Consider the following 26,252-nt stretch of genomic DNA (forward strand, 5'->3'; position numbering starts at 1 on the left):
GGTTCACTCGCTGACGCTCGCTCACTTCTGCCCCCGTCATCGAGCCGAGTGTGACAGATGAGTCCGCCAGCGGGCGGTCAGCTCGTCCTCCCCGAAGCCGAAGCCGGCCTGCAGCGCCTTCTCCAGGCCGATGCCGCGACCGGTCTCCTCGTAGAGGTCGACCAGGGCCTGCTCACCGCCGGCCTCGGCGAGCACCTCGCAGGCGAGCCAGGCGGCTTCGTACTCCGCGCCGAAGTGCTCCGATCGGGTGTTGAACTCGGCCTTGCCCGGCAGGTGGTCGGGGGCGCCGTTCTCGCGGACCTGGGCGAGGATCTGGCCTGCGGTCTTGGACAGCGGCAGCTTGGTGTCGCGGAGCGCGACGTAGTCGGCGAAGCCCTCGACCAGCCACATCGGCCGGCGGGTGTTGGTCGCGGCGTCGGTGGCCGCGTGGGTGGCCTCGTGGGTGATGACGATCTGGGCGCCGGGGGCGTCGAGATCGCCGATGACGCCCTGGTTGACCCACACGTGCAGCGGAGTCCCGGCCTTCGTTGACCCGTCGACGGTCGCGGTCACCGCCGCGACGGCGGCGTACGTCCCCGGCTGCGCGCCGAGCGCCGAGTCGAGGCCGTTCGCGGGCACCTCGAGGACCAGGCGCGGGTCCGTCCAGGGGATCACCTTGCGGACCCCGGCGACAGCGGTGGTGGCCAGCTCGGCGTAGCGGTCGGCGACCTCGGCCGACGCCTGGGCGACCACGAGGGTGGAGCCGGTGCGGCGCACCTCGACCGGGCCGCTGAGCCACAGCGGCAGCCGGGTGCCCTGGGCCGCCGAGAACCCGGTGATCGCGCCCTCGGCGTCGAAGCCGACCTTCAGCTCCTCGGTCAGCGCCGGGTCGCCGGGCGTGCGCCACGACATCTCGACGTCGGCCGTCCAGGAGCCGTCCGGCTCCACGTTGCCCGACTCGGCGACGTACCTCGCGGTGACGTCCCCGATGCCGATCGCCCGAGCGTTGCGCACCGCCACCGAGGCGGCGTCCTCTCCCTCGGGCTCCGCCCCGTCACGTACGCCGTCGACCAGCTCCGCCAGCGAGGCCCTGGCGCCTTCGGTGTCGGCGCGCACGACCGGCGCGCTGCTCGGGGTCGGCGCGACGTACTCGCCCCCGCCGGTCAGCCGCCAGCCGACGAACCCGGCGAGCAGCATCACCAGCACGAGCCCGGCCCCGATCAGGGCCGGACGGGAAAGAAGAGAGCCGACCGTTCGCACCTGCGAACGATCGGCCTCTTCGGGGTGCTGGGTCAAGCTCAGCCCGGGCGGACGGCGCCCGTGTAGGGCATCTCGTCCATCGGGGAGACCTTCACACCGGTGCTCGGGTTGGAGGCGTGCACGATCATGCCGTTGCCGATGTAGATGCCGACGTGGCTGATCGGGCTGTAGTAGAAGACCAGGTCACCGGGGGCGAGCTGGTCGCGCGAGACCTGGGGTCCGCTGCTGTACTGCGCCGAGGAGGAGTGCGGGAGCGAGACGCCGGCCTGGCCCCAGGCACCCATGGTGAGGCCCGAGCAGTCCCACGACTCGGTGCCGGTGGCGCCGTAGACGTAGGCGTCGCCGACCTGGGCGAGGGCGTAGTCGACGGCAGCCTTGGCGCGGCCCGAGGGCGGCGGCAGGTTGCCCGGGATGCTGGTGTCGGTGGACTGGAACTCCTCCAGCTCATCGGCCTCCAGCTCGTCGAGCTCGGCCTGGGCCGCCTCGTACTTCTTGTCGATCTCGCTCTTCTTCTGCTGCATGGTCGTCTTGACCTTGGCCATCTGGGACTTGGCATCCTCGGTGGCCTCGCGGCGGACCTGGAGGGCCTCCGCCTCGGTGTTGTACCGGGCGAGCAGGTCGGCCTGCAGCGCGTTGTAGGACGAGACGGTGGAGAGACCGGCGAGGAACTCCTGCGGGTCCTCGGAGGTGATCACCTGGCCGACGGCAGAGACGTCGGAGCCCTCGAACTGCCGCAGCACGGAGTCACGGAGCTCTGCGCGGATCTTGTCGAGCTCCTTGCTCTGACGCTTCTCGTCGGAGCTGAGGTCGTCGAGCTGGTCCTTGAGGTCCTGAAGCCGCAGCTTGGCGTTGCTGTAGTCCTCGTTGGCCGCCTCGGCCTGGGTGTAGAGCTTGTCGACCTTCTTGCGAACGTCGTCGATGTCAGGGTCTGCCTGGGCGGGGGTCGCTGCGGGAATGATCCCGGCGACACCAATGGCGGCGATGCCGGCTGCTCCGGCAATGAGTCGCTTCCGGTCGCGTGTCACGAGCGGACGGTCTCCTTGTGTGTAGTCGTTGACGCCTACCGGGTGAGCTGACGGGTTCAGGCACGACCTGCCTTACCACCGCTCCTCGATCTGGTCTCCCAGATCGCCCTTGCGGCGGATGCACCCCAGGTGATCGCACTCCGTTCTCGCGGCGTACGACCGGTGTGGTTCCCCGGCTCCTGGCCCGCCCCGAAGCGGGCCTGGACTAAGCGCGACACTCGCGTGGGCCGGTTGACCCACTTCCACGAGCGCCAAGTTCCTGCGCACACTAGCCGACGGCATCCCCCACCTGCCAACCACCCACGCCCAAAAGTTCGGCTACATCCCTTCCACCATGCGCAGCGGCGGGACCAGTCCACCCTCGGCCAGCACGTCGAGCGCCCGGCGCTCGTCGTCCTCGATAGTCAGCTCAGGAGGCGGCCCCAGAAGCACGGTGACCACGCAGTCGTGGCACGCCAGTCCCCGCACGAGGCAGGTGTCACAGTCGATTCTCGTCGTCATGTTGTGACGGTCTCACCGAGCACCGACATTTTGCTTTCGTCCGGTTGCGTCCGGCGTGTCACCACCATCGCAGCACGGTATTCGAGGCGGCGATCGCGGACCGGGTCCCTACACTTGGAACATGGAGGTCTCCGCGTACGCGACGCTCCCCGACACGGTCCGGGGGCGCATCGTCGCGCTCACGGCCGGGGTGCTTCCCGACGTGACGCGTCTGCCGCCCGCGCTCAAGCGGATCGCGGATTTCGCGCCCGCCCGGCGGGCCAAGGCCGGCGGCGCGATGATCGCCTCGGTGCTCGAGAGCGACGACGAGGTCCGGGAGAAGGTCGGCAGCCAGCTGCGACCGGCGTACGTCTCCGAGGGCTCCTCCGACGACGTGGTCCTCCCCGAGGATCCGGCCGAGGCGGCCGCGGTCGTCTGGCTCATCCGCCCCGACGGCTGGGAGGTCTCGCTCAAGGAGGCCCTGGACCGGCTGGAGGCCGCCGCGGTGCCGGTGGTCGACGCCGAGGTGGCCCGGCTGCGCGGCAAGCTCGCCGCGGCCGAGGACGAGCTCCGCGAGGTGCGTGCCGACCGCAAGGCCCGCCTCGACGACCTCAAGGCCGACAACACCGCCCTGCGACGCAAGCTCGGCGAGGCCCGGGCAGCCGCCCGCGAGGCCGGCACGGGGCTGGACGAGGCCCTGACCGAGGCCCGCACGGCGCTCGCCCGCGCCGAGGACGAGCTCGCCGCGCGTGACCGCCAGCTGCGCCAGCTCCGCAGCCAGATCGACAAGCTGGAGCGCGAGGCGGCCGCCGAGCGGCGTACGTCCAAGACGGACCGCGAGGACGCCTCGCTGCGCGCCCGGTTCCTGCTCGACACGCTGCTCGACGCGGCCGGTGGCCTGCGTCGCGAGCTGGCGCTGCCGCCTGTCACCGGCACCCCGGGCGAGCGGGTGGAGGCCGAGCTGGCCTCCGCGGACGCCGCCGCCGGTGCCGGGGTCACCAGCAGCGCCCACCTCGAGCAGTTCCTGGCGATGCCGCGGGTCCGGCTCATCGTGGACGGCTACAACGTCTCCAAGGCGCTGTGGCCCGACTCGGCGCTCGATGCCCAGCGGCTGCGGCTGCTGCGGGCGATCGCGCCGATCGCCGCCCGCACCGGCGCGGAGACGACCGTCGTCTTCGACGCCCACTCCGCATCCGTACGCCCCACCGCGGTGCCTCCGCGCGGCGTCAAGGTCCTCTTCTCCCCCGAGGGCGTGATCGCCGACGACGTCATCCGCGACCTCGTCGACGCCGAGCCCGCGGGCCGCGTCATCCTGGTGGCCACCGACGACGCCGAGGTCGTCAAGGACGTACGCCGCGCCGGCGCCCGCACCGTCCCGCTCTCCTCGCTCTCGCCCCTGCTCGGTTGATCCAGCAGGCTTCCTGCGCCACACCAGCCTGATTCGATAGGTTCTCCCGACGTTCGAATCATCGGGAGTGGGAGACCAGCGCGTGCGGCACACCCTCAGCGCGATCGCCAGGATGATCCTGTGCGCCGCGGGATTCGTGATGTCCATCTACGGCAGCGTCCAGCTCAACGCCCTCAAGTCGCCGGGATTCCGCGAGCTGCTTCACGAGTCGAGCTTCTGGGTCGCGGCCGTCGGGGGCCTGATGACCGCGATCGCCTTCGAGGCGATGCGACGGGCGCAGGTTCCCGCGGTTCCCGCTCCGCAACCGGCCGAGTCCGTCACCACACCTGTTGCTCCCGTGGCCCACGATGAGCCCGCGAAGGACGAGAGGGACGAGCGACCCGCCGATCAGGCCGACAAGCTGAGCCTCGTCGAGGTCGTCGGTCTCGCCGCGGGCGGCGTCATCGGATCGGGCTGGCTCCTGGCCGTCCCCACACTCCACGAGAGCCTGGGCGAGGCCGCGCTCCTCGGCTGGGCCGCGGGCGGCGTACTCATGCTCACGATCGCGGTCGTGATGGTCGAGTTCGGGCTCATCTCCCAGCGCACCGGCGGGCTGCTGTTCCACCCGCACGACGCCTTCGGGCCGCTGGTGGTGATCATCCTCGCGGCGTCCCTGTGGATCTCGTACGCCATCAACCCGGCGGCCCAGGCGGCAGCGGCGGTCAACGGGCTGGCCGAGATCGTCCCCGCCCTGGCAGGCGACGGCGGGCTCACCGGGATCGGATCGACCCTGGCGGTGCTGGTGACCGCCGCGATCATCGCCTTCGTCCTGCTGCCCCGGCGGCTCGTCCTCCGCACGAACGCGGCCCTGACGCTGCTCAAGATCGCCATCCCGGTGGTCTTCGTGGTGTGCCTGGCGCTCGCCGTCCCCGCTCCCCTCACCGGCCCCGGACCGGCCGCCGGGCCCACCTCGACCGGCGTGCTGAGCGCGCTGATCACCAGCGGTGTGATCTACGCCTACATCGGCTTCCAGGCGCCTCTGGACGTGACCGGCGAGGTCCGTGGCGGCCGTCGCGAGGTGGCCAGGCGGGTGCGCTGGGCGGTCTACGGCACGGTCGTCGGCTCGTTCCTGCTCTACTCCGCCCTCCAGCTGGTCTACGCCGAGCACATGGCCGGCTCCGGGGCCGAGCACGGCACCTCGTACGCGCGCCTGACCGACGCGGCCACGCTGGCCGGAGCGCCGCTCGACTGGCTGGTCGTGCTGGTCCGGATCGCCGCGATCCTGGCCCCGATCGGGTCCGGCATCGTGTTCACCTACGCCCTCAGCCGCGAGGTCTACGCGCTCAGCGCGGAGAGGTACGTCCCCAGCGGCCTGCACGAGCCGCGGGCATCACGGCTCCCCGGCCGCACGAGCGACTCGTTCTGGCTGATCCTGCTCGTGAACCTGGTGCTCGCGCTGGTCGTCCTGGTCGCGGTGGGCGGCGACTGGCAGACCCTGGCCGTGCTCAACACCATCCCGATCCTGATCCTGTACGCGGTCACCTGCGTCGTCCTGGCCGTGCGCTCCGACCTGCTCGGGACGGGTGCCCAGCGACTCCTCCCGTTCGCGGCGTACGCAGCCTTCGTCGCCATCGCGCTGGTCGTCAACGAGTCCGCGTGGGACCGGGTGTGGAAGGGCGTGGCGGTGATCGGCTGGGGATCGCTGGTCCTGCTCGTGCTCCCCTGGCTCCATCATCTCCGGGTCCCCGGCCTGGGCTGGTACGACGCGAAGAACCACGGCGCGCGCCTGGTCTCGCGCGACCCGGCGAACCGCCCGTTCGTCGTGCTGGCGCTGTACCTGGTCGCGCTGACGCTGCTGAGCGCCGTCCGCCACCGGATCGACGACGACTCCGTGTGGAGCGTGTGGAGCCTGCGCGCCCTGGTGATGATCGTCGCCTCGGGCGCGTTCGTCCTCCTGGTCGGTGCCGGGCGCCGCTACCTCAGGCAGACCCGGCTCACGACGACCCGGCCCTGACCCACTCGGCCTCCTCCTCCTGGCCGGCGGCGATCAGGGCCTCCACCACGGCATCGACCCGGGCCCGGTCCTGCCACCGCCCCACGGAGCGGCGCAGGACCCCGGCGCGACTCGCCTCCGGATAGCGGTGCAGGCGCAGCCGGGTGGTGATGCCGACGATGTCGGTGGGGGTGACACTCTGCGCCTGGTCGAGATAGCGGATCAGCAGCCGGTCGGCCGTGCCGGCGAGCTCCTTGCTCAGCAGCTGATGGGCGGTCTCGGCGATCGTCGGCCCGGCGCCACGGCGGTTGATCGCCTCGTCGGCGAGGTGATGCCAGGACGTACGCACCGCGTCGGTGAACCCGGCCGACTCGAGGGCGGCGAGGCACTCGGCGTACCAGGCGACGTACGTCTCCTCGGTCGGTGCCGGGTAGACGAGCAGATCCTCGGCCAGCCTCCAGCCGACGTCGGCGGCGACGGCCGACCGGCCCCGCCTGCCGACCCGGGAGGGAACGTGCCCGAGCAGACCCACGATCTCCTCGGCGGGGCGGAGCCGGACCAGGGTCGCGGCGTGGCGACGAAGGTCCTCGCCCAGCGTCTTGCCGTGGCCATCGGCGAGATAGCCGGCGATGCCCTCCACGACGGCGGACGCCATCGGCTCGCGGTCCGCGCCCTCCGGGGTGAGCACCCAGTGGAGCAGCTTCCGGGTGGTATCGGCGGACGGCTGGGCCCACGACCAGCGGTCGAGGAAGTCGCCGAGCCGCTCGATGTGGCCGCTGTGGGCGAGCGCGCGGACGAGCATCGCCGCCTGGGCCTCGTCGCCCTCCTCCATGAGGGTCTCGCAGATGCGCTTGAGGTTCATCGGCGTCGCGTCGCCGGCCATCGCTGCCAGGAGGCTGTCGCGGCCGGGTCCCCGGCTGCCCCGCAGCAGCAGCACCACGTGCTCGCGCGCCTCCTCGGCGTTCTCGCTGCCGTCGAGACGCAGTTTGAACCAGTCCTCGAGCACGCGGCCGCCCGGGCACAGCTCCCAGAACGCCGCGACGAGATCCTGCTGCTGGGCGGGACCCGGCGCCCGGCCGAGGTCACCGATCGCGCCGAGGGTGCGCCAGAGCAGGTCCAGGGCGATCTCACTCAGCCTCGGGCTGGCGCACAGCGCGACGTAGAGCAGGGCCTTGTCGAGGTTCGAGCGACCGCTGGCAGGGGCTGCGAACTGCTTCACCGTGTCGTTTACCAGGTCCGGCGCCCCGAGCAGGTGCAGCGCCCGGAGGAACCGGGCGATGTCGGGGACGGTCCGCTGACGGAGTACGTCATGGATGACGGCGTAGGCGATGGAGGCGTCGTGCTCGGTCTCGATCGCGAGCCGGGCCGCGTCCTCGGGCGGGCGGTGCAGCGCCGCGGCCGCGATCAGGATCACCCGGTCCGCGGCGGACTCCAGCGACGTCGCCACGGCGGCCAGATCGCCGTCCGCGAGCCGGCCATAGGCGTGCAGCGCCTGGACCGCGATCGCCGGATGGCCCTGCGTACGCAGCTCCGCGAGCCAGGCCACGAACCGGTCGACACCTTGGGCCGAGACCCGGGCGAAGGCGTTGTCGATCAGCTTCTGGGTGTTGAGGACCTCGTCGGCCTTGGCGCCGTCGAGGACGGTGACGTACTCGACCAGGCCGGCCAGATCGCCGGTCAGCGTGTCGAGCACACGTTCGTTGAACCGCAGCGCCGCGGTCTGTCCGTCCTCGCTCAGCAGGGTCCTGGACTGCTCGCCGGCTTCGGCCGGCTCGGCCTGCAACCTTCCCGAGCGAGCGAACCAGCGCGCCCAGGGACGGTCCTCGTTGCCGGACGTCGACCCCTCGGTGCCGCTGTTTCTCGCAGCGATCGCCCACACCTCCCCTGTCGGTGGCCACACCCTAGTGGCGAAGGACTGTCGGCGGCACTCGCTAATGTGTTCGCATGGCTGATTCGGCGGTGCGGGAGGCGCGGAAGGAGATGCGGGCCCGTGCCGTGGCCCGTCGCCAGCGCGAGCAGGCCACCGGCGGCTGGGAGGCCCAGCGGGGCTTCGACGAGCTGGGCAGGCCGCTGCGCGACCTGACCTTCTGCGTGGTCGACCTGGAGACCACCGGCAACAGCCCCGACAACGGCGGCATGATCACCGAGATCGGCGCGGTCAAGGTGCGCGGCGGCGAGGTGCTGGGCGAGTTCCAGACCCTCGTCAACCCCCACACCGGCATCCCGCCCTCGATCGCCGTGCTGACCGGGATCACCAACTCCATGGTCGCCTCCTCCCCCACCATCGAGTCGGTGCTCCCGGCGTTCCTCGAGTTCGCCGAGGGCTGTGTGCTGGTCGCCCACAACGCCCCCTTCGACGTGGGCTTCCTCAAGCACTTCGCCGCCAAGCAGGAGCGGCCCTGGCCGCGTTTCGAGGTGCTCGACACGGTGAAGATCGCCCGCCGGGTGGTCACCCGCGACGAGGCGCCCAACCACAAGCTCGGCTCGCTGGCCAGGGTCTTCGGCTCCCCCACGACCCCCAACCACCGCGCCCTCTCCGACGCCCGCGCGACGGTCGACGTCCTCCACGGCCTGATGGAGCGCCTCGGCAACATCGGCGTGCAGACTCTCGAGGACCTGGCCGTCTTCTCGGCCAAGGTCACCACCGCCCAGCGCAAGAAGCGCCATCTGGCCGAGGACCTGCCGCACGCCCCCGGCGTCTACCTGTTCAAGGACGACAAGGGCCGGGCGCTCTACATCGGCACCTCCAAGGACCTCCGCACCCGCGTACGCACCTACTTCACCGCCTCCGAGACCCGCTCCCGGATGGGCGAGATGGTCGGCCTGGCCGCGACCGTGCAGGGCATCGAGTGCGCGACGGCGCTGGAGGCGGGGGTGCGCGAGCTGCGGCTCATCGCCGAGCACAAGCCGCCCTACAACCGCCGCTCGCGACGCCCGGAGAAGATGCACTTCGTCAAGCTCACCCAGGAGCCGTGGCCCCGGCTGTCGCTGGTCAAGCAGGTGCTCGACGACGACGCGGACTATCTCGGCCCGTTCGGCTCCAAAAAGGTCGCCGAGAAGGCGCTCCAGGCGCTGCACGACACCTTCCCGATCCGGCAGTGCTCCGACCGGCTCCCGCTGCTGCCGCGCCGGACCCCGTGCGTCCTCGCCGAGCTCCACCGCTGCCTGAGCCCGTGCGACCAGAGCATCCCCTCCGAGACCTACGCGGCTCTGGTGTCCCGCGTCCGCGAGTCGCTCCTCCACCGGCCCGACGAGGTGGTCGAGACGGTCACCGAGCGGCTCACCGGCCTGGCCGAGCAGGAACGGTTCGAGGAGGCGGCCGTCCACCGCGATCGGCTGACCTCCTACCTGCGCGCCGCCGCGCGCACCCAACGGCTCACCGGCCTGACCCGGCTGCCCGACCTCACCGCGATCCGGCGTGAGGACGACGGCCGCTGGGCGGTCCACGTGGTCCGTCACGGGCGCCTCGCCGGGGCCGGGGTGATCCCGCGTGAGGCCAGCGCCCACGCCTACGTCGCCGATCTCCAGCTCAGCGCCGAGACGGTCCTGGCCGCCCCCGGTCCGGTGCCGGCCGCGAGCGCCGAGGAGACCGAGCTGGTGCTGCGCTGGCTGGAGTCCCCAGGCGTACGCCTCGCCCACGTCGAGGGCGAGTGGACCTGTCCGATCGGCGGTGCCGGCCGGCGGGCAGCGGCCCTCTAGGAGGATCCGCTAACGTGACCTGCGTGATCACAGCGATCGTCTTCATCAATGCCGAGGTCTCCCAGATCCCCGAGGTGGCCGAGGCCGTCGCCGCCATCGACGGTGTCAGCGAGGTCTACTCCGTCACCGGCCAGATCGACCTGATCGCCCTGGTGCGCGTCCGTGCGCACGAGGACGTGGCCAACGTCGTCGCCGACAAGGTCAACAAGGTCCCCGGCGTGCTCGAGACCGAGACCCACATCGCCTTCCGCACTTACTCCCAGGTCGACCTGGAAGCCGCCTTCTCCATCGGCCTGGACTAACGGGCGCAAGCCCGTCGTGTGTAGCCGAGTAGCTCAGCGAGCGGTCGCGGCAACCCACCGGTCGAGCACAGCCTGAGCGGAACCGGAGTCGATCGCGTCGGCCGCGCGAGCGATGCCGCCCGCGAGCCGCTCGTCGACGCTGCCGGACCCGGCGTCGTGGACGGCGAGAGCAGCACCGGCGTTGAGCACGACAGCGTCGCGTACGGCGCCCTTCTCCCCGGCGAGCAGGCGACGGACGACGGCGGCGTTGTAGGCGGCGTCGTCGCCGCGCAGGTCCTCGGCGGTGGCCCGGCCGATGCCATGGTCGAGCGGCTCGACGGTCGCCTCGGTGACGACACCCTGCGAGACCATCCACACGTGCGAGGTCGTGGTGGTGGTGAGCTCGTCGAGGCCGTCGTCGCCGCGGAAGACCCAGGCGTCGACGCCACGGCGGGCGAAGACGCCGGCCATGACCGGCGCGGCGGAGGCGTCAGCGCAGCCGATCGCGGAGGACGCGGGGCGGGCCGGGTTGGTCAGCGGGCCGAGCAGGTTGAAGACGGTGGCGATGCCGATCTCCCGACGGGCCACAGCAGTGTGCCGGAACGCGGGGTGGAAGGCCGCGGCGAACAGGAAGGTGATCCCGGCCTCCTCGGCGACCTCGCCGACCCGGGAGACGTCGAGGTCGAGCCGGATGCCGAGCGCCTCGAGCACGTCGGCCGATCCCGACTTGGAGGAGGCGGACCGGTTGCCGTGCTTGACGATCTTGGCCCCGGCGCCGGCCGCGACGATCGCGGACATCGTGGAGATGTTGACCGAGAAGGACCGGTCACCACCGGTGCCGACGATGTCGAGCACGCGCCCGGGCACGAAGATCGGGTTGGCCTTGGCCAGCATCCCGTCGGCGACCCCGGCGAGCTCGTCCACGGTCTCGCCCTTGGCACGCAGCGCCACCGCGAAGGCGGCGATCTGTGCGGGCGTCGCCTCTCCCGAGAGGATCTCCCCCATCGCCCACGCCGCCTGGTGCGCGGACAGGGACTGTCTCGCGACCAGCGTGGTGAGGACCTCGGGCCAGGAGTGGGGCGCGGACGTCATGCGTCAACGTTAACGGGCCGCAGCAGTCCCACGACCGTCCGGGCCAGCTCGAACGGGTCGAGCGGGTGCGGCACGGTGGCTTCCGCACGCGACCAGGTGCCGAGCCATGCGTCCTGAGGACGACCGATGAGGACCACGATGGGCGGAGCGTCCTTCACCTCGTCCTTGACCGCCTTGGCGATCCCCAGCCCACCGGCCGGAGCGGCCTCGCCGTCGAGCACGGCCAGAGCCAGGCCACCGGCGTCGAGCTGCGCGCGCACGGCCGGCTCGGTGGCCACCTCGACGTACTCCACCTCCGGGAGGGAGGGGTGCGGGCGGCGCCCCAGAGCGAGGATCACCTGCTTACGTACGTCGACGTCGTCGCTGTAGACGAGGATCTTCAGTGAATTCGAGGTGGTGTCGGTCACACCCTGATGCTAGCGCCAACACCATGCCCTGCGGCCACATGTCACACACCGAACCTGAGCGGTGTCTAGAGGTGTAGCAGCACCCTGAAACACGACACACAGGGTCCCAAGAAGACTCTGGGAAAGGGGCAGGACATAATGGCGGGCGTGGCGACAGTATCGACTCTTCCAACAGCCCGCCTGCACGGGCATCACGACCGTCCGAGCATGGTCAGCGTGGGGACGATCATCTGGCTCGCAAGCGAGCTGATGTTCTTCGCGGCGCTGTTCGCGGCCTACTTCACGATCCGCGCGGTCAGCCCCGAGGTGTGGGAAGCCAACACCTCCGGGCTCAACATCCCGTTCGCGGCGGTCAACACGACCATCCTCGTGCTGTCGTCGTTCACCTGCCAGCTCGGCGTCTTCGCCGCCGAGCGCGGCCAGGTCGGACGTAAGGGCTCCCTGCTCGCGATCCGCCTGTGGGGCCTGCGTGAGTGGTTCATCCTCACCTACCTCATGGGCGCGGTCTTCATCGCCGGTCAGGCGACCGAGTACGCAGCCCTGGTGCAGGAGGGCATCGCCCTCAACCGCGGCATCACCGGTCCCGACGACCCCTACGGCTCGGTCTTCTACCTGACGACGGGCTTCCACGGGCTGCACGTCACCGGCGGCCTGATCGCCTTCCTGTTCGTGCTCGGCCGGACGTACGTCGCCAAGCGCTTCACCCACGAGCAGGCCGTCTCCGCGATCGTCGTGTCCTACTACTGGCACTTCGTCGACGTGGTGTGGATCGGCCTGTTCGCGACCATCTACCTCCTCAAGTGACCAAGGACTGAATGTGCGTCTACTGAACCGCTCCGTCGGTCGACTGTCGCGGCACCGTCGCCGCCCGTTGGCCGGTGCCGCCGTGCTCCTGGTCGCCCTGTTGAGCACCGGCGGCGCGTACGCCGCGCTCGCCCCGGCCTCCCAGGCCGAGCAGGAGAAGGACAACGCTGCTCTCGTCGCCGAGGGCAAAGAGCTCTTCATGATCAACTGCTCCACCTGCCACGGCTCCAACGGTGAGGGCATCACCACCCAGAACGGGAAGCTCTACGGCCCCTCCCTGATCGGTGTCGGTGCCGCCTCCGTCGACTTCCAGGTCGGCACCGGCCGGATGCCGATGGCCCAGCCCGGCGCCCAGGTCGAGGTCAAGGACCCCAGCTTCAACCAGGACGAGATCGACGCCTTGGCCGCGTACGTCGCCAGCCTCGGCCCCGGCCCGGCCGTCCCGGAGCCGGAGCAGTACGACCCGGACACCTTCGAGTCCGAGGAAGAGAGGGAGGCCGCGGTCGCCCTCGGTGGCCAGATCTTCCTGACCAACTGCACCGCCTGCCACAACTTCACCGGCGCCGGCGGCGCGATGCCGCGCGGCGGCGAGGCTCCGAGCATCCTCAACACCGACCCGAAGCACATCTATCAGGCGATGCTGACCGGTCCGCAGTCGATGGACACCTTCTCCGACGGCAACATCAGCCCGGAGGAGAAGAAGGCTGTCATCGCCTACATCGAGACGATGAAGGAGCAGCCCGACTACGGCGGCTTCAACAACGGTTCGCTCGGTCCGGTGACCGAGGGCATCGTCGCCTGGGTGGTCGGGCTCGGCGTCCTGGTGGCCTTCGCCACCTGGATCGCCGCGCACACCACGCGCACCAACCAGACCAAGAAGGGATCTGCCAAGTGAGCAGCGACCTCAGCGAGATCGAGAAGCACGACGACTCGCACCCCGAGCTCAACGCGCACACCGACGCGCTGCTGCCCGACCCGGGCATGCACGAGCATCACTGGCGTCCCACCGACGTCGACCCCAAGGCGGAGAAGCGCGCCGAGCGCCAGGTGAGCGCCTTCTTCGGTCTCTCCGCGCTCTGCTCGGTGCTGTTCGTCGTTGCGTACTTCGCCATCGAGCCGGGCTACGACGGTGACGTGTGGTTGGGCTTCGGCGCCTCCAACCTGGCCCTGGGTGCGAGCCTCGGTTTCGCGCTCCTCTTCCTCGGCATCGGCGTCATCCAGTGGGCCCGCAAGCTCGTCGTCGACATCGAGGTCTCCGAGGAGCGCCACCCCGCGGCGTCTTCCCCGGCGACTCGCGAGGCCGCCATCGCCGACCTCAAGGCGGCGCTGCACGAGTCCGGGATGGCCCGCCGGCCGTTCATCCGCAACGCGATGATCGGCTCGGCCGCCCTGCTCGGCCTGCCCGCGATCGTGATGCTGAGGGACCTGGGCGAGACCAACGCCCAGATCACCGAGGCGCAGCCCTACCCCGGCGCCGGTCTCGAGCACACCGTCTGGGATGCCGGCGTGCGCGTCGTACGCGACGTGGTCGGCACCCCGATCCGTCCGGGCGACCTGGAGATCGGTGACCTGGTCAACGCCGAGCCGGCGACGATCTTCGACGGCAGCCTGCACGGCGCGCCGCTGCAGATCGCCAAGTCGAAGGCGGCCACCATCCTGCTGCGGATGGACCCCAACGACATCGACAACGACGTGACCCGCAACTGGTCGGTCAACGGCATCGTGGCCTACTCCAAGATCTGCACCCACGTCGGTTGCCCGATCTCGCTGAACGAGCGCACCACGCACCACCTGCTGTGCCCGTGCCACCAGTCGACCTTCGACCTCGCCGACCACGGCAAGGTCATCTTCGGGCCGGCCGGCCGCCACCTCCCGCAGCTGCCCCTGGGCGTCGACGCGGACGGCTTCCTCGTTGCCCTCTCGGACTACCCTGAGCCTGTGGGCGTCAGCTTCTGGGAACGCAACACCTACAACATCGACGAGATCTTCGACGACTGGTCCAAGGACTATGCCGCCGATGCTGAGCAGTTCGGCTACAAGGAGGGCGGACAGTGAGCACCGACACGTCCAAGGTTGCCGCCAGCAACGGCACCGAAGCCGCTGCCCCGGCGGGCAAGCCGACCAAGGCGGGCGCGGCCGCGAACTGGGCCGACGAGCGCCTCGGCATCGGTGGCCTGAGCAAGTTCCTCTCCCGCAAGATCTTCCCCGACCACTGGTCGTTCATGCTGGGTGAGATCGCGCTGTGGAGCTTCGTGGTCCTGCTCGTCACCGGCGTCTTCCTGACCCTGTGGTTCACGCCCTCGATGGCTGAGATCACCTACCAGGGGTCGTATGCGCCGCTGCGCGGGATCGACATGTCCGAGGCGATGGCCTCGACGTTGCGCATCTCCTTCGACGTACGCGGCGGCCTGCTGCTGCGCCAGGTCCACCACTGGGCGGCGATGCTGTTCATCGCCTCGATGATGATCCACATGATGCGCGTGTTCTTCACCGGCGCGCACCGCAAGCCGCGTGAGATCAACTGGGTCATCGGCGCGACGCTGCTGCTCCTCGGCACGCTCGAGGGCTTCACCGGCTACTCGCTCCCCGACGACCTGCTCTCCGGCACCGGCATCCGGGCCGCGGACGGGTTCATGATGGCGATCCCCATCGTGGGGACGTACCTCTCGTTCTTCCTGTTCGGAGGCGAGTTCCCAGGCGACGACATCATCCCGCGCCTGTTCACGATCCACGTGCTGCTGATCCCAGCGATCCTGCTGGCGCTGATCGGTGCCCACCTGATCCTGCTGATCTACCACAAGCACACCCAGTGGCCTGGACCCGGACGCACCGAGAAGAACGTCGTCGGCTACCCCATGGTGCCGAACTACATCTCCAAGATGACCGGCTTCTTCTTCATCACCTTCGGTGTGACCGCCCTGCTCGGCGCCTTCTTCTCGCTCAACCCGGTGTGGAAGTTCGGCCCCTACGACCCGACCAAGGTCACCGCGGGCTCGCAGCCTGACTGGTACATGGGCTGGCCCGACGGCGCGCTGCGGATCATGCCGGGCTGGGAGTCGCACTTCTGGGGCTCGACCTGGTCGTGGAACATCTTCTTCCCGGTCATCGTGCTGCCCATGGCGGCCTGGATGGTCGTGCTGATGCTCCCGTTCATCGAGGCCTGGATCACCGGCGACAAGCGCGAGCACCACCTGCTCCAGCGCCCGCGCAACGCCCCGACCCGCACCGCCACGTTCGTCGCGCTGATGACGTTCTACGCGGGCTTCTGGGCCGCGGGCGGCAACGACATCATCGCGATCAAGTTCGACCTCTCGATCAACCAGATCACCTACTTCCTGCGGGCGTTCGTGTTCCTGGGTCCGATCGCGGCGTTCATCATCACGCGTCGTTGGTGCATCTCGCTGCAGCGTCACGACAACGAGAAGCTGCTGCACGGCTACGAGACCGGCACGGTCATCCGTACGCCGGAGGGCGCCTACCACGAGAAGCACCTCCCGCTTCCCGAGGACGAGGCCTACGCCATGACCGTCCGCGACCGCGGCCGGGCCGGCGAGGAGCCGGAGCTGAAGAAGAACGGCAAGCCGACGTTCCGCGCGAAGCTCCGGGCCTTCTACTACGACCACGACGTGGACAAGCCGACCCCCGAGGAGCTCAGCGAGGCGCACCACCACGCCGAGCACGAGGCCCACGAGCTGGCCGCCCACGAGGGTCACCAGGTCGACGGTCACGACTTCGACGATCACCGTCACTCGGCGATCGAGGAGCCCCTCAGCCACTGAGGTCGAATCCGTACGCCACGTGGCGCCGTTCCTCCGAGGGACGGCGCCACGTGCGTTTTGCCCGGGTGGGCTGGAAACCCCTTTTACCAATCGCCACGTTGGCGTCTAAGGTCCAGCACATGACCGACCTCCAGGCCCGCCTCCGAGCCGACCTCCTCACCGCCCGCAAGGCTCGTGACACTGCAGCGACAGCCGTGTTGCGCTCGACCCTGGCGGCGGTCTCGAATGCCGAGGCGCAGCCGGTGGAGGAGGCCTCGCTGGCAGCAGATGGCCCGATCGCGGGTGCCGCCATCGGTGTCGGCGCGACCGAGGCTGCCCGACGCGAGCTCACCAACGACGACGTCCGCGAGATCATCTCCGGCGAGCAGAGCGAGCGGCTCGCCGCAGCGACGGACCTGGAGTCCCACGGCGCGGACGAGAAGGCGGAGCAGCTCCGCGCCGAGGCGGAGCTGCTCGCGAAGTATCTCTAGCCCTGCGGGTCGAGCTCGCCGCCGACGACCTCGAGCACCCGGGCGCGTACGTTGGCCGCGGCCTCGGGGTCGCGGGCTGCCACGGCGGCGACGAGTGCGTTGCCGAGGATGAGCTGCGGGATCCGGATGATCGAGTCGAGCTCCTGGCGGAACCCGGCGCGACCGCCCTGCGGGGTGACCAGCTCGACCTCGGCGAGCTTGGTCAGCTGGGTGCCGGTGAAGGAGGTCAGCGCGATGACGGCCGCTCCCCCGGCGACGGCCGCCTGGGCGACCTGGATGGTGGGTGCGGTGGCGCCGGTGCCGCTGACGACGACGCAGACGTCACCCGGCTGGAGCAGACGGGCGCGGATGAGCTGGTCGAGGTGGTCGCTGGGCGCGACGGTGCTCAGCCCCTGGGAGCCCAGTCTCATCGCGATGTCCTGGGCGACCGGCGAGGAGACGCCCGTCCCGGCGACCAGGATCGAGCGCGCCTCGGCGAGCAGCTCCACGGCCCGGGTGACCTGCTCCTCGGAGAGGAGCCCGACCATGTCGGAGGCGGAGTCGGCGATGTCGGCGAAGAAGGAGCGCACCACCGTCAGCGGGCTGCCTCCCTCGGTCGTCTCGGTCTTGGCCGTGCCCAGGTCACGCGCCAGCAGCACCTTGAGGTGCGGGAAGCCGCGGAACCCGAGTCTCTGCGCGGCTCTGACCACGGTCGCGGTCGAGACGGAGGCCTCGGCGGCGATCTCGGCGGTGGTCGCCTCGATGGCCCACTCCGAACGGGTCAGCACGACCTCGGCGACCGCGCGCTCGGAAGGGTTGAGCCGCGGCATTGCGGCCCGGATGGCGGGAAGGACCGGCGCACTTGTCATGCCGCCACCGCAGTGGCTTCGGCGCCGTGCAGGATCCGGTGACGCAGCGCTGCTGACAGCTGGTCGACCAGGATCGTCACGATGATGATCACAGCTAGCATGATTCCACCCCACTCCCACTCACGGCCCCGAAGGACACGGTTTAATAACGCACCAATTCCACCAGCGCTCACGACGCCGAGGATCGCGCTTGCCCTGATGTTCACCTCGAAGCGGTAGAGCCAGAACGCCACGGTCTCCGGCATCATCTGCGGGATCACCGCCGTGCGGATCCGCTGCCACCACGTCGCACCGGCCGCCGTGACGGCTTCGACGGGACGTGGGTCGACCGACTCGATGTTCTCCAGCGTCAGTTTGCCGAGCGAGCCGATCGAGTGGATGCCGATCGCCATCGCTCCGGCCATCGGATTGAGCCCGAACAGCGGCAGCATCACGATCACCGCCAGCAGGATCTCCGGGACAGCGCGGATGGCGTTGAAGAAGAGCCGCACCGGCATGCGTACGACCAGCGGCGCGGTGGTGGAGGCGGCCAGGAAGGCCAGCGGGAACGAGAACAGCGCCCCGACGCAGGTGCCGATCCAGGCGAGCGCCACCGACTCCCCCATCAGCTTCAGCGACTGCAGCCACCAGTCCCCGTAGGTGAGCTCCGGGTCGGCCTGGCCCTCGGGATGCACTCCGGGCCAGGTGAGCACGCCGTCGAGCATCTGCCCGGCGTACTGCAGGATCTCCCCGGGGAACTGCGGCAGCCGCTCCCACTTGGCATCGTCCAGCGACCATCCGGCCACCAGCACGATGCCGATCAGCGCCAGGCCGACCGCGGTGTAGGGCCACTTCGGGGGTGGCTTCGGCCGCGTCGTCGCTGTCGCCGAGGTCATACCAGCCTCCGGCGCAGGAACTGGGAGAGCAGGTCGATCGCGATGACCACCACGAAGATGACGATCACGACTGCCGCCAACCGGGCATAGTCGGCCCGGTTGAAGTAGAGCATGATCAGCTGCCCGATCCCGCCGGCCCCGACCGCCCCCAGCACCACGGAGGCACGGATGTTGAGCTCGAAGACATAGAGGACGTACGAGGCGTAGTTGGGCAGCACGGCAGGCACGATCGCGACCCGGGCCCGCTGCCAGCGGGTGGCCCCGGCGGCGTCGAGCGCCTCCAGGGGGCCGGGATCGACGGCGTCGATGCTCTCCGCGGTCAGCTTGGCGACGATGCCGATGTTGAAGATGGTCAGCGCCAGGATCCCCGGAAGCGGGCCGGTGACGACGGCGACGAAGACCAGCGCGTAGGCCATGTCCGGCAGCGACCGGATCACCGACATCACCGGCTTGGTGACCCGGTAGACCGCGGGAGGTGCGCTCACCTTGGAGCCCAGCAGAGCGACGCCGAGGGCGATCAGCGAACCCACGAAGGTCGCGATGATCGCGATGGCCGCAGTCTCCTTCAGCGCGGTCCACAGCCGCGAGGACGGGTCGGTGATCTCCGCCCACTCGGGGTGCACGACCTCCTCGAGGATCATCGTCAGCATCGGCCACTGCTCGATGACCGGCGCGAGCGAGAAGTCGATCGCCCAACCCGCCACCACGGTGACGGCGACAGCGCCGAGGATGCCCCCGATGAGCAGCGGGCTCGGGGGCGGCTGCGCCGGACGCACCGGGTTCGGCGGGCCGTCCGGGCGGTCCGGGCGGTCGAGGGTCACCTGACTCATGCCAAGACGTCCTCGGCGGTCAGCGAGCGCCCGTAGATCCTCTCGAAAACGGCGTCGTCGGCGTCGGCCGCAGGACCGTCGAAGACCACCTCACCCGCGCGCATGCCGATGATCCGGTCGGCGTAGCGCCGGGCGAGATCGAGGAAGTGCAGGTTGACCACAGTGGTGATACCGAGATCGCGGTTGATCCGTTGCAGGTCACGCATCACCAGGTTGGCCGTCGGCGGGTCCAGGGAGGCGACCGGTTCGTCGGCGAGCACCACCGACGGCTGCTGCGCCAGCGCGCGGGCGATCGCGACCCGCTGCTGCTGCCCGCCGGAGAGTTGGGAGGCGCGTACCCATGCCTTCTCGACGATCCCGACGCGCTCCAGCGCCTCGAACGCGATCTCCTTGTCGGCCTTGGTGTGCAGCCCGAAGGCCGACCGCAACCACGATTGGGCGTGCAGCCGCCCGGTGAGCACGTTGCCCATCACCGAGCGGCGGGTCACCAGGTTGAACCCCTGGAAGATCATCCCGATCTCGGCACGCAGCCGCCGCAGCCGGCGCCCGCGCGCCGTGGCCACCTCGGTCCCGCCGACCGACAGCGATCCCGAGGTGACCGGCACCAGGCCGTTGATCGTGCGGACGAGCGTCGACTTGCCGGCACCGGAGAGCCCGACGACCACGACGAACTCCCCCGCCGGGATGGTCAAAGAGACCTTGTCCAGGCCGCGGGTGCCGTTCGGGTAGACCACGGAGACGTCGTCGAAGACGATGCTGTGCCCACCACCGGTCGCACCCCCGGGATCCGAGCCGCTCATTCGCCGAAGTTCTCCTCCACGGACTTCGCCTTCTTCAGCGCGGCCGTGTCGACCTTCTCCAGCCCCTCGATCTCGTAGACCGCCTTCAGCGTCTTGAGGCCCTTGGGGTCCTTCGCCATCGCGGTGAACGCGTTGGTCACCTTCGTACGCAGCTCCTTGGAGAGGCCGGCGGCGACGACGATGCCGTCGTTGGGGATCTCGGTGGAGTAGGCGAAGACCACGACCTCGGAGGCGACCTTCGGCTCGTCGGCCGCGACCTCCTCGCGGGCGTCGTCGAAGCTCACCCCGATCGGGTAGTCACCGCGCGCCACGGCCAGGACCGCGGCGTCGTGGTCGCCGGCGAACTGCGCGTCGAGGTCGACCAGGGCGTCGCCACCGGTGACCTGACCCCACTGGGTGGCCGGGTAGTAGTAGCCCGAGGCGGAGCCTTGGTCGACGAACGCGATCGAGGTCCCGGGCTTGATCTTGGCGAGCGCCTCCTCACCGGCGGGACCGGTCTTGGCGGCGTCGGTGCCGTTGCAGTACTTGAAGCCCTCGACCACCTTGACCTCGTCGGCGCAGTAGGTCTCGGGGTCATTGGTGAACCACTGGGTGTGGTAGGTCCCCGAGCCGAAGCGCACCGACTGCAGGACCGGCACCGCACCGGCCTGGTCCTCGGCCTGGACCATGCCGATCGGACCCAGCATCGCGACCTGCGCCTGGTCGGCCTTCATCGCCACGATCGCGGCGGCATAGCTCTCGGTCACCTCGGCGCGTACGGGGATCCCGATCTTGTCGCTGAGGAACGACTCCAGGCCCTTCGCGCTCTGGGTGATCGAGTCGACGTCGCCGGAGGGCACCAGCGACAGCACGATCTCCTCGGGGTCCTCCGCGGGCGCGGTGCTCTCCTCCCCACCGCAGGCGGCGAGCGAGAGGGCGAGCGATGCGGCGGCACCGACCACCAGCAACCGGTTCCTGGGGGTTCTCAACATTGGACAGACTCCTTGAGGGGGTGAGCTGCTATGAAGGATGACGGGTCATTCGACCAGTCCGAGACTGCGGGGTACAGCTCCACGAACGATCCTGCACGAACATGGGCCGGTCCCTGCCGGCGGTCGAAGGCGTCAACGTATGCAGCAACACAACCACGCTCGACGGCGGGAGCAAGATCATTGCGCCAGATGTCGCCGACCGACATCAACCACTCCGGCGTGTCGGCGGCGCCGACGTGGTCGAGGAAGGCGTCCAGGTGCCCCTTCATCCGGGTCGGCTTGAGCGCGTCGGTGCACACCTCGTCGACCACGTCGCGTACGCCGAGGTGCTCCAGGATCGCGTCCAGCCCGCTGCCACCGGGCGAGTTGGTCAGGATCACCCGGTGCGCGTCGATCCCGTCGAGCAGGTCGACGAGCCCCTCGGGCGTGCGGATGTCACCCGGGTGCTCGCTGATCGCCGCCCGGCTCGAGACGTACGCAGCGCTGAGCTGCTCCTCGGAGACCCCGGCCGCCAGGCCCAGGATCTTGACCGCCTCATAGCCGTCCTGAGCGCCTGTCAGCGTCTTCGGGGCGGTCTCCGGCAGTCTCTGCCCGAGGAAGGCCGCTGCGGTCTCCAGGAGCGCCTCAGGGGCGTCGGTGAGGTCCGCCACCCGGGTGGCGTAGAGAAGTGCCGGTGTGTCTCCGAGACACACCGTGCCGTCCAGGTCGAGCACCAGCACAGGCCGAGGCAACGAGTCCACCTTCCAAGGCGGCGCGGGCCGTCGGGGTCAGCCCTGCGCAACGCGATTACGTGTTAGGTGGAAAGTAAGTAAAGGCGCTGACGGACGCAAGCATCAACCGCATGATGTCGCACGCTAATTGCTGCAATGCACAATATCGACTCAGGCGAGTGCAGACCCCGCCTGGTATTCGCCGTAGGAGGTGTTCCAGTCGCCCCAGCCGTTGCTGAAGGTCATCTGGCGGTTGGTGCCGACGGTCTCGACGACGTCACCGCGGCGGGTCATGTCGTAGAGGAACTTGGCGTTCTCGTCGCTCATCCCGGTGCAGCCGTGGGAGACGTTGGCATTGCCCTGCTGCGCGACCGACCACGGCGCGCCGTGGATGAACTCGCCGGAGAACGTCAGCCGCATGGCCCACTTCACGCCCTCCATGTTGTAGTACTCCCGGTCGCCCTGGTTGATCCCGATGGTCTCGGAGTTCATGGTCTTGCGCTTGAACTTCTCGATGATCACCTTCACGCCGCTGCGGGTGATGAACCCTTCCTTACCGGTCGTGATCGGGATGGTCCTGATCTTCTGCCCGTTCTTGAAGACTTCCATCTGGTGGGTCTGCGCGTTGGCCCGGTAGATGTGGGCGTCACCGGTCTTGAACGTGATCTCGCGGTCCTTCTGGCCGAAGATGCCGCCACCGGCGGGGACCGAGTTGATCTTGAGCTTCACGTTGATCGTGGAGTTGGCCTGCCAGTAGGTGCGCGGGCGGTAGTGCACTTCCTTGTCGCTCACCCAGTACCACGACCCCTCCTGCTTCGGGGTCGACTCGACGATCATCTTCTTCTCGAAGGCGGCCTTGTTCTTCACCGGCAGGTCGTACGTCACGATGATCGGCATCCCGACGCCGACCGTCTCGCCGTCGAGCGGCGCGATCGATGGGTAGGTCTGGCGGTCCAGGCCGAGATCCTCGGTGGAGAACTTGATCTCGCTCGTCTGCTCCAGACCGTCGTCGCCGGTGGCGGTGACCGCGAGGGTGTAGGAGGCAGTCGGCTCGAGCACCTCACCCGCGCTCCAGCTGAGCCCGTCCTCGGTGATCGTGCCCCGCACCTTGGTGCCCTTGGCGCCGGTCAGCATGACCTCGTCTAGACGCCCCTTGGCCACATCGACCTTGACGACCTTGTCGACCGCGACGCCGGTGGCGTTGTTCTCGATGTTGGGCGTGATCTGCACCGTCGGCTCGGCGGGCTTCTTGGGCTCCTTCGAGGCCGGGTCCGCCCCGCACGCGGCAAGCACCGGCGCGATGGCCGCCGCTGCCGTGGTCAACAGCACCCGGCGGCGGGCAAGAACGGACGGGCGGCGAAACGGTGACTGCGTTGACACGGTGAGACTGCTCCAGACCTGATTCATTTACCCCGACGCCCTGAACCGGGACGTGGGCGCGATAACCCTACCGGGCATCACCAAGAGCTTCCCAAGAAGGTAAGCGGGGCCCGATCCATCTCGGATCGGGCCCCGCGTACGTTCATCTGCTCAGTGCTTGAACTCGCCTCGGTAGTACTCAAAATTCCAGCCGGCGAGGGCCAGCAGGCCGAGCACGGCGGCGATGATGAGGAGCCACCAGGCGGCCATCGCCACGGCGAGGACCACCAGACCGAAGGTGAGGCCGGCCCACAGCGGCCACCAGGAGAACGGCGGGAAGAAGCCGTACTCCCCGGCGCCCTCGGCGATCTCGCCGTCCTCACGGTCCTCGGGACGCGGGTCCATCTTGATGGCGTGGAAGCCGAGGTAGACGGTGATCATCGCGAACAGCAGCGTGCACATCACCAGCGCCGAGGTGCCGGTCCAGTCGCCGCCCTCCTCGGAGGCCGCGGTGACGAGCCAGTAGGCCGGCGTGACCAGCACCATGAAGGCGGTGCAGACCACGAAGATCCAGGCTTCAGACTTCATCGGGCTCAGCCTTCCTTGTTGGAGCTGGTGGAGGCGAGATCGTCCTCATCGTGCTCCAGCGCGGCGATCTCCGGGTGGTGGAGGTCGAAGGCCGGGGACTCCGAGCGGATCTTCGGGATGGAGACGAAGTTGTGGCGCGGCGCCGGGCAGGCGGTGGCCCACTCCAGCGAGCGACCCCAACCCCAGGGGTCATCGACCTCGACCTTGGGGGCGTTGCGGGAGATGTAGAGGTTGTAGAAGAAGGGCAGCATCGACAGGCTCAGCAGGAACGCGCCCACCGTCGAGAACTGGTTCAGGAAGGTGAACCCGTCGCTGGGCAGGTAGTCGGCGATGCGTCGCTGCATGCCCTCGACACCGAGCCAGTGCTGGACCAGGAAGGTCGCGTGGAAGCCGACGAACAGCAGCCAGAAGTGGACCTTGCCGAGGCGCTCGTCGAGCATCCGGCCGGTCATCTTCGGCCACCAGAAGTAGAAGCCGGCGAACATCGCGAACACGACGGTTCCGAAGACCACGTAGTGGAAGTGCGCGACCACGAAGTAGGAGTCGGAGACCTGGAAGTCGAGCGGCGGGCTCGCCAGGATGATCCCGGTCAGACCACCGAAGAGGAAGGTCGTCAAGAAGCCGATCGACCACAGCATCGGGGTGTCGAAGCTGACCGATCCGCCCCACATCGTGCCGATCCAGTTGAAGAACTTCACCCCTGTGGGCACCGCGATCAGGAAGGTCATGCCGGAGAAGAACGGCAGGTTGACCGCGCCGGTGACGAACATGTGGTGCGCCCACACGGCCACCGAGAGGATCGCGATGCCGAGGGTCGCGGCGACCAGACCGACGTAGCCGAAGATCGGCTTGCGGCTGAAGACCGGGAGGATCTCGGAAATGATGCCGAAGAACGGCAGCGCGATGATGTAGACCTCGGGGTGACCGAAGAACCAGAACAGGTGCTGCCACAGGATCGGGCCACCATGGGCGGCGTCGAAGACGTGGGAGCCGAACTGGCGGTCGGACTCGAGCATCAGCAGCGCGGCCGCGAGGATCGGGAACGCGATCAGCGCGAGGAGCGCGGTGACCAGGGTGTTCCAGGTGAAGATCGGCATCCGGAACATGGTCATGCCCGGCGCCCGCATGCAGATGATCGTGGTGATGAAGTTGACCGAGCCGAGGATGGTGCCCAGACCGGCCATGTAGAGACCCATGATCCACAGGTCGCCACCGACACCCGGCGAGTACTGCGCGCTGGACAGCGGCGTGTAGGCGAACCAGCCGAAGTCGGCCGCGCCGGTCGGGGTGAGGAAGCCGCTGGCCGCGATCAGGCTGCCGAAGAGGTACAGCCAGTAGCTGAACATGTTGAGCCGCGGGAAGGCGACGTCAGGAGCGCCGATCTGCAGCGGCATGATGACGTTGGAGAAGCCGAAGAACAGCGGCGTCGCGAAGAGCAGCAGCATGATCGTGCCGTGCATCGTGAACAGCTGGTTGAACAGCTCGTCGTTGACGACCTGCTGTCCCGGGAAGGCCAGCTCCGAGCGCATCAGCAGCGCCATCAGGCCGCCGATCAGGAACCAGACGAACGACGTGACCAGGTACATCTTGCCGATCAGCTTGTGATCGGTGGTGGTCAGCAGCTGGTAGATCTGCGTTCCGAGCGGCTTGCGGCCCTCGGTGACCGGGCGCGCAGCGGTGGCGGTCACTCGCCCTCCTCCTCGTCAGTGGGGATGTCGTCGGCGGGGCGGGTGGACTTGCCACCACCGAGCAGCGGGCGCTCGGCCTCGAAGCCGTTCTGCGCCAGCGTGTCGACGTAGGACTTGTAGTCGCTCTCGGAGACGATCGCGACCTTGAAGATCATCCGGGCGTGGTAGACGCCGCAGAGCTCGTAGCAGGCCCCGCGGAACGTGGTGCCCTCGATGAGGTCCTCCGCGCTCGGGTCGAAGGTGGCCGTGGCCTCCTTCGTGGTGATCGAGTAGTGGTTCACCCGACCCGGGATGACGTCCATCTTCATGCCGAAGTCCGGGACACCGAAGTTGTGGATGACGTCGGCCGAGCGCAGGTTGAACCGCGTGGTGGTCTTCTCCGGGAGGACCAGCGTCGGGATGTGCGAGCCGGTGCCCACGACGTAGCCGTAGCTGTCGTAGGCGAACTCGTCGTCGACGAGGTTCTCGTCCGCGCTCACGTCGGGCTCACCGATGCCGTGGTTGAAGGTCCACTGCCACTGCTGGCCGGTCACCTCGATCACGTTGGTCGGGTTGCCGTCGTCCAGCATCTCGTTCTGGACCTTGACGGTGTGGTCGAAGAACACAATCACCATCAGGACCGGGGCGATCGTGTAGAAGATCTCCAACGGCAGGTTGTAACGCGTCTGGACCGGGACGTCGGCGTCGCTGCGGCGCCGGTAGCGCCAGATCGCCCAGAAGATGAGCCCCCAGGTCAGGACACCAGTGATCAACGCGGCGATCCATGCGCCCTGCCACAGGGCGAGGTTGTGATCCCCCTGCTCAGAACGTGGCTCGGGGAAGCCGAAGCGCGCCGCCTCGTCCGAACAGCCACTCAGCAGGAGGGCGCCGGCCGTCAGCGTCGCCACCAGCGCACCACGTCGGGCGCGGGCGTGGGACGGAGTCGTT

25 protein-coding genes and 1 riboswitch are annotated in these 26,252 nt (G+C 69.2%); of the genes, 9 read left to right on the plus strand and 16 right to left on the minus strand.

Annotated features, from left to right (window positions below; all coding sequences use genetic code 11):
- Positions 1-36: 36 nt before the first annotated feature.
- The 3 genes from ABZU72_RS05990 to ABZU72_RS06000 all read right to left on the minus strand — a co-directional run bounded on the left by ABZU72_RS05990 (position 37) and on the right by ABZU72_RS06000 (position 2,765).
- Positions 37-1,239 carry a hypothetical protein gene (locus ABZU72_RS05990; protein ID WP_355017952.1) on the minus strand — a complete coding sequence of 401 codons (1,203 nt, stop codon included), beginning with the start codon at positions 1,237-1,239 and terminating at the stop codon, positions 37-39.
- 38 nt (positions 1,240-1,277) lie between these two features.
- Positions 1,278-2,264, minus strand: a complete 987-nt coding sequence (locus tag ABZU72_RS05995; protein ID WP_355017953.1) for an NlpC/P60 family protein — start codon at positions 2,262-2,264, stop codon at positions 1,278-1,280.
- A 17-nt stretch (positions 2,265-2,281) separates the two neighbouring features.
- Positions 2,282-2,486, minus strand: a riboswitch (cyclic di-AMP (ydaO/yuaA leader).
- Between the two features lie 96 nt (positions 2,487-2,582).
- Positions 2,583-2,765: a hypothetical protein gene (locus tag ABZU72_RS06000; protein ID WP_091049976.1), complete on the minus strand. Its 183-nt coding sequence runs from the start codon at positions 2,763-2,765 to the stop codon at positions 2,583-2,585.
- A gap of 121 nt (positions 2,766-2,886) precedes the next feature.
- On the opposite strand from ABZU72_RS06000, the gene ABZU72_RS06005 reads away from it, so the two are divergent.
- On the plus strand, positions 2,887-4,152 hold the full coding sequence (locus ABZU72_RS06005) for an NYN domain-containing protein (RefSeq protein WP_355017954.1): 1,266 nt from the start codon (positions 2,887-2,889) through the stop codon (positions 4,150-4,152).
- Positions 4,153-4,234: 82 nt separating this feature from the next.
- Positions 4,235-6,145 (plus strand): APC family permease, encoded by a 1,911-nt coding sequence (locus ABZU72_RS06010; RefSeq protein WP_355017955.1) that lies wholly within the window; start codon positions 4,235-4,237, stop codon positions 6,143-6,145.
- Here ABZU72_RS06010 and ABZU72_RS06015 read toward each other — a convergent pair.
- Positions 6,126-8,003 carry a hypothetical protein gene (locus tag ABZU72_RS06015; RefSeq protein ID WP_355017956.1) on the minus strand — a complete coding sequence of 626 codons (1,878 nt, stop codon included), beginning with the start codon at positions 8,001-8,003 and terminating at the stop codon, positions 6,126-6,128. The genes ABZU72_RS06010 and ABZU72_RS06015 overlap by 20 nt on opposite strands.
- Positions 8,004-8,068: 65 nt before the next feature.
- Between ABZU72_RS06015 and ABZU72_RS06020 the strand changes: the two genes are divergently transcribed.
- The gene (locus ABZU72_RS06020) at positions 8,069-9,823 is read left to right on the plus strand and encodes a DEDD exonuclease domain-containing protein (protein ID WP_355017957.1); all 1,755 of its coding nucleotides are present in this window, start codon (positions 8,069-8,071) and stop codon (positions 9,821-9,823) included.
- 23 nt (positions 9,824-9,846) lie between these two features.
- Positions 9,847-10,125 (plus strand): Lrp/AsnC ligand binding domain-containing protein, encoded by a 279-nt coding sequence (locus ABZU72_RS06025; protein WP_141803873.1) that lies wholly within the window; start codon positions 9,847-9,849, stop codon positions 10,123-10,125.
- A gap of 33 nt (positions 10,126-10,158) precedes the next feature.
- Here ABZU72_RS06025 and trpD read toward each other — a convergent pair whose 3' ends face one another.
- Together trpD and ABZU72_RS06035 are read right to left on the minus strand one after the other, a co-directional pair.
- On the minus strand, positions 10,159-11,196 hold the full coding sequence (trpD, locus tag ABZU72_RS06030) for an anthranilate phosphoribosyltransferase (RefSeq protein ID WP_355017958.1): 1,038 nt from the start codon (positions 11,194-11,196) through the stop codon (positions 10,159-10,161).
- The gene (locus ABZU72_RS06035) at positions 11,193-11,603 is read right to left on the minus strand and encodes a hypothetical protein (RefSeq protein WP_355017959.1); all 411 of its coding nucleotides are present in this window, start codon (positions 11,601-11,603) and stop codon (positions 11,193-11,195) included. Before ABZU72_RS06035 ends, trpD begins: the two co-directional genes overlap by 4 nt.
- A gap of 138 nt (positions 11,604-11,741) precedes the next feature.
- Here ABZU72_RS06035 and ABZU72_RS06040 point away from each other — a divergent pair, with 138 nt between their 5' ends.
- The 5 genes from ABZU72_RS06040 (at position 11,742) to ABZU72_RS06060 (ending at position 16,656) form a co-directional block, all read left to right on the plus strand.
- Positions 11,742-12,407: a heme-copper oxidase subunit III gene (locus ABZU72_RS06040; protein ID WP_355017960.1), complete on the plus strand. Its 666-nt coding sequence runs from the start codon at positions 11,742-11,744 to the stop codon at positions 12,405-12,407.
- Positions 12,408-12,420: 13 nt separating this feature from the next.
- Positions 12,421-13,302 (plus strand): cytochrome c, encoded by an 882-nt coding sequence (locus tag ABZU72_RS06045; protein WP_355017961.1) that lies wholly within the window; start codon positions 12,421-12,423, stop codon positions 13,300-13,302.
- Positions 13,299-14,462, plus strand: a complete 1,164-nt coding sequence (locus ABZU72_RS06050) for a Rieske 2Fe-2S domain-containing protein (protein ID WP_355017962.1) — start codon at positions 13,299-13,301, stop codon at positions 14,460-14,462. The genes ABZU72_RS06045 and ABZU72_RS06050 overlap by 4 nt, the downstream gene beginning before the upstream one ends.
- Complete coding sequence (locus tag ABZU72_RS06055; RefSeq protein WP_355017963.1) at positions 14,459-16,186, plus strand: ubiquinol-cytochrome c reductase cytochrome b subunit; 1,728 nt, start codon at positions 14,459-14,461, stop codon at positions 16,184-16,186. The genes ABZU72_RS06050 and ABZU72_RS06055 overlap by 4 nt, the downstream gene beginning before the upstream one ends.
- A 119-nt stretch (positions 16,187-16,305) precedes the next feature.
- On the plus strand, positions 16,306-16,656 hold the full coding sequence (locus ABZU72_RS06060; protein WP_355017964.1) for a hypothetical protein: 351 nt from the start codon (positions 16,306-16,308) through the stop codon (positions 16,654-16,656).
- On the opposite strand, the gene ABZU72_RS06065 is transcribed toward ABZU72_RS06060, so the two are convergent.
- From ABZU72_RS06065 to ABZU72_RS06110, 10 genes are all read right to left on the minus strand, one after another.
- Entirely contained in the window at positions 16,653-17,504 is an 852-nt protein-coding gene (locus tag ABZU72_RS06065) for a MurR/RpiR family transcriptional regulator (protein WP_091049949.1), read from the minus strand. The genes ABZU72_RS06060 and ABZU72_RS06065 overlap by 4 nt on opposite strands.
- Entirely contained in the window at positions 17,501-18,379 is an 879-nt protein-coding gene (gene phnE / locus ABZU72_RS06070; RefSeq protein WP_355017965.1) for a phosphonate ABC transporter, permease protein PhnE, read from the minus strand. The genes ABZU72_RS06065 and phnE (ABZU72_RS06070) overlap by 4 nt, the downstream gene beginning before the upstream one ends.
- The gene (phnE, locus tag ABZU72_RS06075; RefSeq protein WP_355017966.1) at positions 18,376-19,209 is read right to left on the minus strand and encodes a phosphonate ABC transporter, permease protein PhnE; all 834 of its coding nucleotides are present in this window, start codon (positions 19,207-19,209) and stop codon (positions 18,376-18,378) included. The genes phnE (ABZU72_RS06070) and phnE (ABZU72_RS06075) overlap by 4 nt, the downstream gene beginning before the upstream one ends.
- Positions 19,206-20,009, minus strand: coding sequence for a phosphonate ABC transporter ATP-binding protein (phnC, locus tag ABZU72_RS06080; RefSeq protein ID WP_355017967.1), 804 nt, complete (start codon positions 20,007-20,009; stop codon positions 19,206-19,208). The genes phnE (ABZU72_RS06075) and phnC overlap by 4 nt, the downstream gene beginning before the upstream one ends.
- On the minus strand, positions 20,006-20,980 hold the full coding sequence (phnD, locus tag ABZU72_RS06085; protein ID WP_355017968.1) for a phosphate/phosphite/phosphonate ABC transporter substrate-binding protein: 975 nt from the start codon (positions 20,978-20,980) through the stop codon (positions 20,006-20,008). Before phnD ends, phnC begins: the two co-directional genes overlap by 4 nt.
- The gene (locus tag ABZU72_RS06090; protein WP_355017969.1) at positions 20,974-21,711 is read right to left on the minus strand and encodes a hypothetical protein; all 738 of its coding nucleotides are present in this window, start codon (positions 21,709-21,711) and stop codon (positions 20,974-20,976) included. Before ABZU72_RS06090 ends, phnD begins: the two co-directional genes overlap by 7 nt.
- A gap of 150 nt (positions 21,712-21,861) precedes the next feature.
- Positions 21,862-23,070, minus strand: coding sequence for an Ig-like domain-containing protein (locus ABZU72_RS06095; protein ID WP_355017970.1), 1,209 nt, complete (start codon positions 23,068-23,070; stop codon positions 21,862-21,864).
- A 150-nt stretch (positions 23,071-23,220) separates the two neighbouring features.
- The gene (locus ABZU72_RS06100; RefSeq protein WP_355017971.1) at positions 23,221-23,637 is read right to left on the minus strand and encodes a cytochrome c oxidase subunit 4; all 417 of its coding nucleotides are present in this window, start codon (positions 23,635-23,637) and stop codon (positions 23,221-23,223) included.
- 5 nt (positions 23,638-23,642) lie between these two features.
- Positions 23,643-25,325, minus strand: a complete 1,683-nt coding sequence (gene ctaD, locus ABZU72_RS06105; protein WP_350661549.1) for a cytochrome c oxidase subunit I — start codon at positions 25,323-25,325, stop codon at positions 23,643-23,645.
- On the minus strand, positions 25,322-26,212 hold the full coding sequence (locus tag ABZU72_RS06110) for a cytochrome c oxidase subunit II (RefSeq protein WP_355017972.1): 891 nt from the start codon (positions 26,210-26,212) through the stop codon (positions 25,322-25,324). Before ABZU72_RS06110 ends, ctaD begins: the two co-directional genes overlap by 4 nt.
- Positions 26,213-26,252: the final 40 nt, after the last annotated feature.

It is taken from the genome of Nocardioides sp. NPDC004968, from assembly GCF_040608935.1.
GTDB lineage: Bacteria > Actinomycetota > Actinomycetes > Propionibacteriales > Nocardioidaceae > Nocardioides.